The following is a 12,116-nucleotide window of genomic DNA, read 5'->3' on the forward strand; positions in this document are numbered from 1 at the left end:
ATTTAATGTTTCAGTGGACTTCTTAAATCTGTTTAATCACTTAGGTAGCAGTTATAAAATTTCCTCAGTAATTGTCTGTGTACTTATTCCAATGGTCATGTACTTTATCTTAATCAGAAAAGCATATTTCAGGACAAAGTAAACCTTTGTTACTCTATAAGTGACCCGAATACAGCCTAATGTTCTTTTTTATTGACTGTATCTGGGATAACAAATCACAGTTGACACACTAATTACTGTACTTTTAAAAGCACATTGTAAGTGTTGTTTTTTGGGTTGAGGACTACTGGGTACTCACCGGGTTTGATGATATTACTCTGTAAGCCTAGTTCTTGAGACAATTTTTGGTCAAGTTTTATCGTGTTTTTTAAGTGATAAATACTTGGTTGGGGAGAAGGGTCTCCTAAACCCACAGCATTTATACTCATCAAATTGTTGGGTTGATAAAACTGTAAGCCAAGAATTTCTTTGTTCATTACAAACGGAAAGGCAGTTGCTGTCGGTTGTTGCACTTCAACTTGCAAATAATCCCTAATCGATCCAAATTTCCGAGGATCAATCTTGTCATAAATAATCCATGGGTCATTATAATCCCATCCACAAGGAATGATCTTACAAGGATCCCAAACTACCGGAGGAAGATTAATTTCAATTGTTGGATCTGCATAACATTCCATACTGATTTCACATAGCAATCCATTGGTGTCGTCGCAATAACAATTGTTTCCGGATGGATCACAAATCAGATCACCATACTCAAAAATAAATCTGCATAATCTTCCCGAAGGCCCTTTTGAGCTAGATTCACCTCCAGAATAGGCAACAAATACTTCCTTGTTAATTTCCTGAACGATTGGATCATTCTCATTTTGACATGACCAACAAAAAATAATGATCAGCCCCAATACTACTTTTTTCATAATTAAAACGGTTTTAAGTTAATACTGTATGAATCACACTTTGCACAAAAAGAACAAAGTGATCCGGTAGGTTAATGTGTGATTTTGAAAAAGGTTAACACAAATTCAAAAAAAGTTGTTTTTTATTCGGCTGAAATCCTGAGACTTAGGAATTATTAAAGCTATTAATTACTTTATTTTCTGGGTATTGCGGAAAGCCGTAAGAATTTTCTGTTTTTTTATAATAGCTTGGCCTCCAAATTTTAAAAGACACTGACTCAATTTGAGAATTAGCAGCCCTAAAATCTAGCTCAACTTATGTTTATCACGCCCACTTTTTATAGATTCAGAAATAGTGAGTTTATAGAATACCTTTCCGAAATACAACACATTATTACCATAAACGACCCCAAAACATTACAAGTTGTACCTCAACTTATTGGATTACATGATCATTTAGTTCGCTTAGAAGAAGTGTACAAAAAGCAACTCGGAAGCTCGGTGACAGCAACTCATGAATTTTTGGACAAACGCAGAGACCTTGCTATAATAGGAATACGGATAGTGACCGAAGGATTTACCAATCATTTTGAACCAGCAAAACGCGCTGCGGCCCGGGTATTATTGCAAAGTATAGATCAGTATGTCGATGTGATCCATCAACAAAATTATTATGATAAAACGAATCTCATTCACAAACTCACCGAGGATTGGGAAAAAATAACGGTACTAAGAGAGGGATTAGACACCTTGCAAATCCTGGTATGGGCGCAGGAACTAAAACAAAGCAATATTTCTTTTGAAGACCTATACTTAGCCCATAATACCCAATTCACCAATACAAGTAAGATAAATACGATTGCGTTAATCAATACTGCCAAAGATAGTTTTAGGCAACTAATTAATCATCTTACAGCGCAATCTATTCTTGAACCTCAAAAGATCTTTAGTAAAGTAATTAATGAAATAAATATGCTGACCAAAAAGTACAATGCTTTGGTAGAAAAACGAGTCAAAGTTCTATTGGACGTAGTGGATATACCTGAAAAAACCAATCCAAATTAGTTTCCCCAAACTAAGATATTTTTAGTAGTGGTTGCGTCTTTATTTGATTTGTACATGAGCCCTACTCATTTTTTATTAGTGTAAAAGCAAATCATTGAAAAGACGAAAAAGCCTGTGTAACGTGCACAGGCTTTTAAATTAAACACTAAAAACAATTAAAAATTAAACTTTTGAATAAATAAATTTAAGCATCGTTCTAGGTCCCATATCGCGATCTGTATATACTGCCGAGATAATAAGCTCCCCGTTTTCGAGGGTTACTTTGGAGCCTACAAGCGAAAGTGCATTATCTTTATCATAAACAAAAAGAAACATTCCTCCTGGTCCTTTTTTCCAGTCTCCTCTGGTATCATTACTGTTTTTTGCACATTCGCCAGCGATACTGGAATTTTCGTAGTAACTTTTCTCTACAAATCTTCCACTTTTCATGATCTCCAAGGTCGTTGCCTTGTCGCATATCGACAAAGGAAACTCCTTCAAAGGTGTATCTCCTCCTTCATTGCTATACTCTTGCTTTAGTTTCCATGTTCCTACAATAGTAATGTCTTGTGTTTTAGTACCACTACTACCGCAGGAAAAGAACAATACGCCCAGTATAGTTAATCTCGCTACATAAGAGAGTAAAAGTTTTTGCATATATTCTATTTCCAGTTACCATACAAAAATCAGAAAAAAAATTCAAATTAACAAAAAATTAACGCTAAAATGTGTATTTCATCGTTTATTATTGCATTTTATCGTATTAAATTCAAAATGAATTACTCTCATTAATCCTATTAAAATCATATCATATCGTTATGTTTTGGCATAAAAAAAAGTATAAAAAGCACTTCCTTTTTTGAATCATTATTAATTTGAAAAACTTGTTTTATACTTTTTTTAGACATGTCAAGCTGTAAAGCAAAAAAGGAACTTAACAATACGTTTAAATTTCAATCAATATATTTGCTATAAGCAACAAGTTTGACAAATCAACCTAAATTGAAACAAACAACGGTCACGTCATTCATAATTTCCTTAGTTTACATCTCGCTAGGTACTTATGATTATTTCACAGATTTAAAATTGTCAAAATACGTCGATTCCATTTCGGATGGTTTGGATTTAATTTTGATACTTCCTTCAAACCTTTTTGGAATTCTATTTCGGAATTTAGGAATGCTCATTACTGATTCTGAGTTGTTTTTCTTTTTTGGACAAATCATTGGACTCATTATCTATACATCAGCGTTATACGGGATGATTACCTTAATGAAATTAGTACTAATCAAAAACCTCTAGATATGGTAATTTTTTATGGTAGATACTCAATACGAACAAAGACATATACTCATCAAGAACTCAATTTACCTGCCGAGTATAGTCATCTTAAGTTTCAGTTATATCAGAACTTTTTCTTTTTATTTTTCATCCCGGTATTCCCTATCACCAAGTTCTGGAAAGTAAAAAACAATACCACCGACAAGGAAGTAGGCACTGATGCTCAATTAAGAACCTTGCTTAACAAGGCTGAAGCCCGAATCAAAACTCCGTATTGGGCGTATACAGGTTTTATTATTCTTATGATCCCAGTCCTACTGCTAATTGGTCTATTGGTAACTAACATGACCAAAGAAGTTTCGAGATCGGTAGGTAGAGGCTTTGAATCGGTTGAAAAAAGAAAAGAAAATGACAAACTCAATGAAGAAACCGTTGCATTAATCAAGTCTGCAGCAAACAAAGATATTTATCATATCAAAATGATCGAAATGATTCCTAAGATTAATGTTGCAGGAAGAAGAGAAGGATTTAAACGGGGAGAAAGAGCAGAGTTAACCTACACTTTATCTAGTTCTTCAGAAGATAGTGTGGTACTTCAACTATCTAAACACGACTACCATTGGGACAAAGTCGCTCTAAAAAAGGAGGTAACTGTTGCCAAACAAGATTTAATCAACATTGCCGGAAGCTATAAAACCTTATACCTTTATGAGAGGATCAAAATCAATGACCAACTTATAAAAGCTGAAGCTGTTTTTGCTATCGATAGAATTGAAAGTGTTGACCCTTATTAAGGAATTATTTTACCAAAACCCCACGTTGATCCATTACCGGAAGCTCTTGGAAAGCATTTTCGTTGATGGTATTTTTTCTGAAGACATATTTTTTGTCATACAATTTACCATCTGCAAAAAAGGTTACTGTAAATTCATTATTCATACTGAGTAATTCTTCCTGAATCATCTCAATTTTTGCAGAAGATTTTGCAGCGATGGTGCCAATACCATGTCTTAGTAATGATGTTTTGCGATCACCATCATATCCTTTGGTCACCACCAATACCATTTCTATGGCTGTATCTCTGTCATTGATGATATACGAATTCCAGTCCTGGGCCAGAAACTCTTCGTTCCATTCCTTCACCACGGCAACGTATACATGTTCTACAACAGGTATTTCGATATCTTTCTTCATTCTTCGGTAACTTGATTAGGAGAACTTTTATAAAGTAGGTTTGAATTGCTCCAAAAATCGAACGTCATTTTCGCTCAGCATTCTGATATCAGAAATTCCATACAGTAATAAGGCGATGCGATCAATTCCCATTCCAAAAGCAAAACCACTGTACTCATCAGGATCGATATTACAGTTTTTAAGTACATTAGGATCTACCATCCCACAACCCATAATTTCTAACCATCCTGTTCCTTTGGTCATCTTATAGTCGGTTTCGGTTTCTAATCCCCAATATACATCTACCTCTGCACTAGGCTCTGTAAAAGGGAAATAGGATGGACGTAATCTAATCTTAGATTTTCCGAACATCTCTGTAGTGAAATATTGTAACGTCTGCTTTAAATCTGCAAAGGATACATTTTTATCAATATACAAACCTTCTACCTGATGAAAGAAACAATGAGATCTTGCAGAAATCGCTTCATTTCTATATACTCTTCCCGGAGATATCGTACGTATCGGTGGTTGATTGTTTTCCATATAACGTACTTGCACGGAGGATGTATGAGTGCGCAATAAAATATCAGGATCAGTCTGAATGAAAAACGTATCCTGCATATCTCTCGCCGGGTGGTACTCTGGTAAATTCAATGCGGTAAAGTTATGCCAATCATCTTCTATTTCAGGCCCTTCACTTACATTAAACCCAATACGAGAGAAAATTTCAATGATTTGGTTTTTTACCAAAGATATAGGATGTCTTGATCCTAGTTGAATGGGTTCTGCAGGTCTAGAAAGATCTCCATAAATTCCTTTTTCTTCTTCTTGGGATTCTAATTCATCCTTTAAAGACTTTACTTTGCTTTCTGCAGCTGTTTTAAGTGCATTGATTGCCTGACCAAATTCTTTCTTTTGATCATTGGCTATATTTTTAAATTCTGAAAAAAGATCATTAACTAATCCTTTTTTACCAGAAAATTTAATTCTGAATGCTTCTACTTCTTCCTTGGTTTTGGCTTTGAAACCTTCAACCTCAGCTATGTATTCTTTAATCTTGTCAATCATCGATTATCCTCTTAGTAAGAAGGCAAATTTATAGCTTTTAGCCTAAATTATGAACGTTTTTAAAAGGATATTCACTAGATCCAGGATAGCAGGTGTGATTTGTCACTAGATTCTTATCCGGAATATTTTCAAAAAGTTGCTATCTTTTTTGTAGCATTGCTACACTTTTTGTAGCTTTGTTATGTTTTTAATAGCAAATAAAAATCATATGTCATTCCCAACACCAGGAAAACCCGTAAGAGGATCCAAATCTGGTAACCATTTGATGGCGCTCTTCGATCTATTAGGACGTAGCTGGGCCATGGGTATCATTTGGAGATTGAATGAGGGCCCTTGCACTTTCAGGGCACTTCAGGAACGATGCGAGTCTATATCTCCCTCTACTCTTAATAAAAGATTAAAAGAACTAACCACAGCTGCTCTTATCCAAAGAACTGTAGAAGGGTATGGCTTAACAGACAAAGGAGAAGAAATTTTTCAATTGTTGCATCCTCTGGAAACATGGGCCAGAACATGGGCAAAAGAATTTAATCCATAAAAATAGTGTTATGAACAAAGTAAATTTAGTAATCGTTGGGACTATTAATCCCAACGAAAAGGAAGCTTTATCCTATTATGTAGAAAAAGTAGGTGAGCTTTATCAAGAGGTAAGCGCCAAAAATGTAGGAAAATACAAGGTTTCCAAATCACTTATTGGCGAAAACACGCCTAGTTTGGTTTCGGTAATGGAATTTAATGATATGGATTCGTTGCAAGCGGTCTTTGAAGGGGCTGCCTACCAGGAGTTATTGCCATATCGCGAAAAAGCGTTCTCCAAGCTAGAAGCGTACATAAGCTAAACATCCATTGTAAAACATGTAGGGGTCTATTATTCTTTATGGTAAAGAATATTAGGCCCTTTTTTAGATCCTTATCAGCAGGTCTCAAATCATTAGGAATATCAAAGAAAAGTAATCCTTATGCTATATACTATTGCTGATTTTACCATAGAATTTAGACAAACCTTGCTGAATGTGCCAGCATCTTGGAGTGTTAGTCCCTAATCTATGTATTGACTAACCAAAAAGTAGTTTACAATCGCCTCTTTCATCAATACTGATTGTTCTCCTGCTTTAAGATGTGGCAGTTCTTCTTTTACCTTATAATGTGGCCATCCATCGTCATCATAGTAATCAAACTCATAATATCCATAAGGTTCTAATAGTCTGCATATAGCAATATGCATCAAATCAAGCTTCTCATCCTTTTTAAATCTACGATGCAGCTGCCCTAGTTCCTGAACTCCGATCAAATATATAATGCCATCCAGGTCCAAATCCTCTCCATCAGCAAATTGAGTAGAAAGTTTGTTTACCAAATGTTCCCAACGTTCTTTAAGTTTTTCGTCTCTCGCCATAATTCATTGCTATAAAAGCTAAGCACTACAAAAGTAACGCTTAGCCTAAAAAAACAAACTATAAAAATCCGGGAAAAATCACAATTCCCATAAAATCCCAATCCCGGCGTACTGATTTCTATAATTCCTAAAAGAACGTGCATCAATATCTGTATAATTTGTATTTCGTATTCTGGAAAATACAGTCCCAGATATAGAAAACCCATTACCAATTTTATGTGTAATGTCTAACCCAAAATTCGCATACTCATATTTCAGCTTTTCGCCTATTAGTTCTTCGGTATTTCTTGCTTCGATCACATCGTAGTTTCTGGTTATGAAGGAAAAAGAAGAACGAATTCTAGTTAATTTACTTTTGAATACCATGGTAACTCCTGGACCATATTGATTAAATCCTGATCTATCTGTAGAATTATCTATGCGTTTATAGTACATCAGGTCAGGGCTTATTTTAAAACGATTTCCGATAGGTAACTCATAAAACAGGGTTGCTTTTACATAATCCCAATCTCTCTCTCCATCGGTATCGATCTCACTGGCATTAAAAGTATCATACTTTCGTTTTTTAACATAGGCGGTTAACCCTATTTGATGTTCTTGTCTATCTACGGTAAAAGATTGTACGGTCGAGAACTGTATTCCGAACTCATTAAATTGTAAATCCCGAACTCCAAAAGCATCAAAATCTTTGAAATTATAAAACCCTTTTATGGTCATCTCGTTGGCGGTAAAAGGCACAAATTCTACCCCACCAGATGCCCCATAATTGGTATACCCCAATGGATTAATCAATACATTTTGATCTCCTCCTAACCCTTCTCTATTCATTCTTTTAAATCGTGCTTCTGCCAATAAAATCAAACTTTTGCTAATTTTATGATCATACTTTACCGTTGTGTTTAGACTCCAGTAACTGTCATCAATATTCTCATAAAAAATCCGGGAAAATGGATTAGCCAAAAATCGCAACCTGTTCTTCCCCCACTTATAACGATATCTGAAGATAGCCGAAACATCTTGGTACGTACTACTGGAAATAAGGTCTTCTTTGGTGAGGAGTTGTCCATCAGATCGTATTTCCTCGGGGCTTCTAAAATAATTATACTCATAACCTCCTTGTGTTTCCAATTTTAATGAGGTTTTACTCTGGGCCATTCCCATTGTGGTTATGAATAGTATGAAGAGTTTCGTGATTACTTTTCGTATTTGCATAGCGTATTATTTTTCTCTTAAATGGTTTGTTTTCTCTATTGTTTCCTTTAATCCTTGTTGATTTACTAGTTGAATACCTAGTCCCGGTCGCACATTGATTTCCATGATCTGAGGTCCTTTGTTCTTGTCGATTACAATATCGACTCCCAGATAGTTGAGGGGGAAAGCATTGGCGGTATCCACAGATATTTTGATGATCTCTTCCCAATAGGGTATCGGGAGATTTTTTATTACAAATTTGCTATCCGGATGATAATTGTAATACGAAGTACCATCGTACACCTGGGTCAATGTTCCTTTTTCCATATCTATCCCTATTCCTACTCCATTTTGATGTAGATTGGCTTTTCCATCAGAACGATCTGTTGGCATTCGTAACATTCCCATTAGTGGAGTTTGATTAAGCGTGATGATTCTAAAATCAGGCACTCCGGATGGATAAATTTTATCAAAAAAAGGGTCCGGTTCTATACATTCTTCGATCAACACTCTATCGTGAGATCCCAATGAATAAAACCCCATAATGGTTGCCGCCATATGCTGAAAAACCTGACGCTCGGTAACAATTTTACCACTGCTTGTCCAGTTCCCCTCGGTATCCTTTTTAAGGATTTTAATTCCTCCCCCACCTCTGCCCCGTACGGGTTTGATTGCCAACGCATCATAGGTTTTGCATTGTTCCCAGGCAGATTTGATATCACTGTTGTATTCGATAACAGCATAGGTTTCGGCACAGGGGATATCATATTGATGCAAAATTTCTTTGGTAAGCACCTTATCATCCGCCAGAGGATAATATCTTTTTGGATTATTAGGGTAAATCAGCTTAATATTTCTTTCATTCAGGCCGACGACCTTTTTTGTTTTTTTGTGTGATTTCATGGGTATAATGGTAGAAAGCATAGTTTGTTTATTTGTTTTTTTATCTGAGTAATGGTTTGAATCGATAGAACTCTACCCATCGAATTCCGATGTATCGTCCTAACAGCATCGCCATTGCGATAATAAGCAGTATACATTCTGGGAAAATGATTAGAATTGAGGGTAGCGCCTGCCAGGACAAAAGACCATAACATACTGTTGTTGCCAAAAGTGTTTGGAATAGTTTATCCAAAGCCAGTTTGTACCCATCTTCGATGGTAGCTCTAGAAAATCGTTCTGCCGCAATGGTTAATATGATCGTTGGGAAGAATGTGAGTGTCGTTAACCAGGTGATGTTATATCGTATCCCTATCATCGTGGCCAAAATCATAATCCCCACCATAATACTTAGAGAAATCACCAGTTTTGGCGTATAGAGCAATCCAATTTTGTCAAATGGATATGACACCAGCCCTACCAGTAAAATCAGACCGATAAAAAGTAGTAATCCGGATACAAAACCTGTATGCAATAGTGAAAAGGCAATCAACACCGGCAAGAACACTCCAAAAGTCTTCACTCCAACCACGTTTCGTAAAAAGGCAATCAGCAATCCTCCTACTGGCAACAATAAAAGTAGGTTTAGTGCTCCTTGCGGAATCACATTTCCTTCTACCAATCGCCATAATGAAACGCTGGATAATCCACGGATTTCTTCAGAATTTAATTTCAGAAATGGGATATGATTCAACGCATCAATCTGATAAGCATAATCAAATTGTATCCCAGAAGAATGCGTGATCAAGAACTCGTCTCCCTGGTAGATTTCCAAATAGTTGGATGGGATATATGCGTAATGATTGTTGAGTGCATCAAACGGCACCCAAGTGGTGTCCATCAATACCTCTGCCCAAACATGAGAGGTTCTTTTGTTGATATTCTCCAAAATTATTCCTCCCTTTATTCTTGCTGGATATCCCAAGTTTCGGCACAAAGCCACAAACAATCTGCTTTTACCATTACAAGATGCCCGATTTTGTTCCAAAGTGGTTACCGCATCGGTTAGTGTTATAATTGGCGCAGAAGGGATGCTTACTACATGATCAAAAAGTCTTTTGATACGTTCTTTATCATTTTGTGTTCCCTGAGCTAATTGCGTAGCCAGAGTACTTATCCTATCATCTTCAACCTGAATGTTTTTTGAAGGCATAAGATACTTTTCATCAACTTGAGGTTGCTTTTTAAAATCTACGGGAATCTGGTATCGCTTTTCTTTTCCTTCAAAGATGAACTCGTAGTTCGAAGCATGGTAGGTATTTGCTTTTTTGGTATTCCAAATTGCCTTTTTGTTGCCATTTATCAGGGCACGTTCTTCAAAATACAAAGTGCTATCACTTACATTTTTGTTTTTTGAAATCCGTTGCCGATCATTACTCTTAGGAATAAAGGTTTTTACTGTAGTACTTTGATCTTCACTTTTAAAAAAGTAGTTGTAATTGACCTTAAAAGCAGTTTGGGCATTGAAGGTGTCATAGTTATCAAATACAGGTTTCACCTTGAAAGCTATAGACAGTAATGCCATTGCTGTAATAAGAATCAATGCGATTTTGAGATTTGTTTGGGAATTCATAATCCGTTATTTTTGGGTTAATAACAGGTGAATTCAAAATCACCCTACCTGAAATCGAAAAAAATTTTTTTATGGAGCAATCCTCAAAGTCTGTATGTGATCGTCCGGTTTTTACATCGCTGTTCGAAACGCATGCAGAAACTGTTCGAAATTTTATCTACTACAAATGCGGGAATAAAGAACAAGCAGAGGATGTGATGCAAGAAGCTTTTATCAAATTATGGCATAACTGTAAAAAAGTCATCTACGAAAAAGCAAAAGGTTTTTTATGTACTGTAGCCAACAATTTATTTTTAAATCAGGTAGCTCACCAAAAGGTTCGATTAGAATACTCAAAACTACCTCATAGAAACAAGAATATTGAAGCCCCCGATTTTGTAATGGAAGAAAAGGAGTTTATGGACAAACTACAGCAAGCTTTGGCAGAACTCCCTGAAGGGCAACGAGAAGTTTTTTTACTAAATCGTATCGATAAAAAAACATATGCTCAAATTGCAGAAATGCTTGATATCTCTGTGAAAGCGGTAGAAAAGCGAATGCACAATGCACTAAAACATTTAAGAAAATTGGTAAAAAACATCTAAGTTAGGTAGGGTATTTTTTTACTTAACTGTTATGATGGTGATATGAGAGAAAAATTATGCTCAAGGATAATGAAAATACATACTTAGCAAAATGGCTTAATAATGAGCTGAATACGGAAGATCTGGAGGAGTTAAAACAACTCCCGGAGTATGAAGATTATGACAAAATCATAACTGGATTGACCTATTTTAAAGCTCCTGATTTTGATGCCAAAAAGTCTTTAAATACGACTTTGGAAAGGCTGGACACCCCAACCCCAGAATCAAAAACCAAAGTAATACCGCTCAAACCATTGTGGTATGCATTGGCAGTAGCAGCCTCGATCGCATTAATCATAGGAATTTTCTTCAATAAAGTTACTTATACTGCTTTGCCAGGTGAGCAGCTCGCAGTTGTTTTACCCGATGGAAGCTCGGTAGATCTTAATGCTGCCTCTATATTATCGCATTCTCGTTTTTTCTGGTCTCAGGATAGAAAAGTTAAACTTACAGGAGAAGCCTTTTTTAAGGTGACTTCGGGTACTAATTTTACCGTTGAAACGGAAACAGGGAAAATAGAGGTGTTAGGAACTCAGTTTAATGTAAGAAGCAGAAATACAAAATTCCTGGTAGGCTGTTATGAAGGTAAAGTTCGTGTCTCTGCTCAAGGTAATCAGCAAAAGGTACTTCAAAAAGGACAAGGTGTAATTTTGGAAAACAAAAAACTGGTGGATATTCAGGTTACCCAAAATCAACCCCTATGGACCAAAGGAGAAAGTCTTTTTGATAGCGTTCCTCTTTCTGAAGTGTTGGATGAGCTCGAACGACAATTTGATATCACAATCACTCGTGCCGCTATTGATCAAGAGCAATTGTTTACAGGTGGATTTGTGTATGATGACCTTACTATTGCCTTAGAATCTGTATTGGTACCTATGGGCATCGAATATGTTATTAATGGCAAAACCATTTCGCTATCCACAAAATAA

General features: G+C 36.0%; 15 protein-coding genes. 7 read left to right on the top strand and 8 right to left on the bottom strand.

Going from position 1 to position 12,116, the window contains the following annotated elements:
* Positions 1-233: 233 nt before the first annotated feature.
* Positions 234-920 (bottom strand): hypothetical protein, encoded by a 687-nt coding sequence (locus tag BUE24_RS10105; RefSeq protein ID WP_073315900.1) that lies wholly within the window; start codon positions 918-920, stop codon positions 234-236.
* A gap of 297 nt (positions 921-1,217) precedes the next feature.
* Between BUE24_RS10105 and BUE24_RS10110 the strand changes: the two genes are divergently transcribed.
* A complete protein-coding gene (locus BUE24_RS10110) occupies positions 1,218-1,964 on the top strand; it encodes a DUF6261 family protein (RefSeq protein WP_073315901.1) in 747 nt (248 codons plus the stop codon).
* 162 nt (positions 1,965-2,126) lie between these two features.
* Here BUE24_RS10110 and BUE24_RS10115 read toward each other — a convergent pair whose 3' ends face one another.
* Positions 2,127-2,600, bottom strand: a complete 474-nt coding sequence (locus BUE24_RS10115) for a hypothetical protein (RefSeq protein WP_073315902.1) — start codon at positions 2,598-2,600, stop codon at positions 2,127-2,129.
* Between the two features lie 345 nt (positions 2,601-2,945).
* On the opposite strand from BUE24_RS10115, the gene BUE24_RS10120 reads away from it, so the two are divergent.
* A complete protein-coding gene (locus BUE24_RS10120) occupies positions 2,946-3,245 on the top strand; it encodes a hypothetical protein (RefSeq protein WP_139241968.1) in 300 nt (99 codons plus the stop codon).
* Between the two features lie 2 nt (positions 3,246-3,247).
* Positions 3,248-4,018, top strand: coding sequence for a hypothetical protein (locus BUE24_RS10125; RefSeq protein WP_073315904.1), 771 nt, complete (start codon positions 3,248-3,250; stop codon positions 4,016-4,018).
* Between the two features lie 4 nt (positions 4,019-4,022).
* On the opposite strand, the gene BUE24_RS10130 is transcribed toward BUE24_RS10125, so the two are convergent.
* Both BUE24_RS10130 and pheS read right to left on the bottom strand, forming a co-directional pair.
* Entirely contained in the window at positions 4,023-4,418 is a 396-nt protein-coding gene (locus tag BUE24_RS10130; RefSeq protein WP_073315905.1) for a hypothetical protein, read from the bottom strand.
* A gap of 27 nt (positions 4,419-4,445) precedes the next feature.
* Positions 4,446-5,465: a phenylalanine--tRNA ligase subunit alpha gene (gene pheS / locus BUE24_RS10135; protein WP_073315906.1), complete on the bottom strand. Its 1,020-nt coding sequence runs from the start codon at positions 5,463-5,465 to the stop codon at positions 4,446-4,448.
* Positions 5,466-5,673: 208 nt separating this feature from the next.
* On the opposite strand from pheS, the gene BUE24_RS10140 reads away from it, so the two are divergent.
* Together BUE24_RS10140 and BUE24_RS10145 are read left to right on the top strand one after the other, a co-directional pair.
* Positions 5,674-6,003, top strand: coding sequence for a winged helix-turn-helix transcriptional regulator (locus BUE24_RS10140; RefSeq protein ID WP_073315907.1), 330 nt, complete (start codon positions 5,674-5,676; stop codon positions 6,001-6,003).
* Positions 6,004-6,013: 10 nt separating this feature from the next.
* Positions 6,014-6,304 carry a DUF1330 domain-containing protein gene (locus BUE24_RS10145; RefSeq protein ID WP_073315908.1) on the top strand — a complete coding sequence of 97 codons (291 nt, stop codon included), beginning with the start codon at positions 6,014-6,016 and terminating at the stop codon, positions 6,302-6,304.
* A gap of 200 nt (positions 6,305-6,504) precedes the next feature.
* On the opposite strand, the gene BUE24_RS10150 is transcribed toward BUE24_RS10145, so the two are convergent.
* The 4 genes from BUE24_RS10150 to BUE24_RS10165 all read right to left on the bottom strand — a co-directional run bounded on the left by BUE24_RS10150 (position 6,505) and on the right by BUE24_RS10165 (position 10,564).
* On the bottom strand, positions 6,505-6,861 hold the full coding sequence (locus tag BUE24_RS10150; protein ID WP_073315909.1) for a hypothetical protein: 357 nt from the start codon (positions 6,859-6,861) through the stop codon (positions 6,505-6,507).
* 78 nt (positions 6,862-6,939) lie between these two features.
* A complete protein-coding gene (locus BUE24_RS10155; protein WP_073315910.1) occupies positions 6,940-8,073 on the bottom strand; it encodes a hypothetical protein in 1,134 nt (377 codons plus the stop codon).
* Positions 8,074-8,079: 6 nt separating this feature from the next.
* A complete protein-coding gene (locus BUE24_RS10160; RefSeq protein ID WP_170864584.1) occupies positions 8,080-8,955 on the bottom strand; it encodes a sugar-transfer associated ATP-grasp domain-containing protein in 876 nt (291 codons plus the stop codon).
* Positions 8,956-8,995: 40 nt separating this feature from the next.
* Positions 8,996-10,564: a 7TM domain-containing protein gene (locus BUE24_RS10165; protein ID WP_073315912.1), complete on the bottom strand. Its 1,569-nt coding sequence runs from the start codon at positions 10,562-10,564 to the stop codon at positions 8,996-8,998.
* 71 nt (positions 10,565-10,635) lie between these two features.
* Here BUE24_RS10165 and BUE24_RS10170 point away from each other — a divergent pair, with 71 nt between their 5' ends.
* Positions 10,636-11,148 carry an RNA polymerase sigma factor gene (locus tag BUE24_RS10170; protein WP_073315913.1) on the top strand — a complete coding sequence of 171 codons (513 nt, stop codon included), beginning with the start codon at positions 10,636-10,638 and terminating at the stop codon, positions 11,146-11,148.
* A 56-nt stretch (positions 11,149-11,204) separates the two neighbouring features.
* On the top strand, positions 11,205-12,116 hold the full coding sequence (locus tag BUE24_RS10175) for a FecR family protein (RefSeq protein WP_073315914.1): 912 nt from the start codon (positions 11,205-11,207) through the stop codon (positions 12,114-12,116).

Origin of the sequence: Aquimarina spongiae (assembly GCF_900141785.1) — a bacterium.
GTDB classification, from domain to species: Bacteria; Bacteroidota; Bacteroidia; order Flavobacteriales; family Flavobacteriaceae; genus Aquimarina; species Aquimarina spongiae.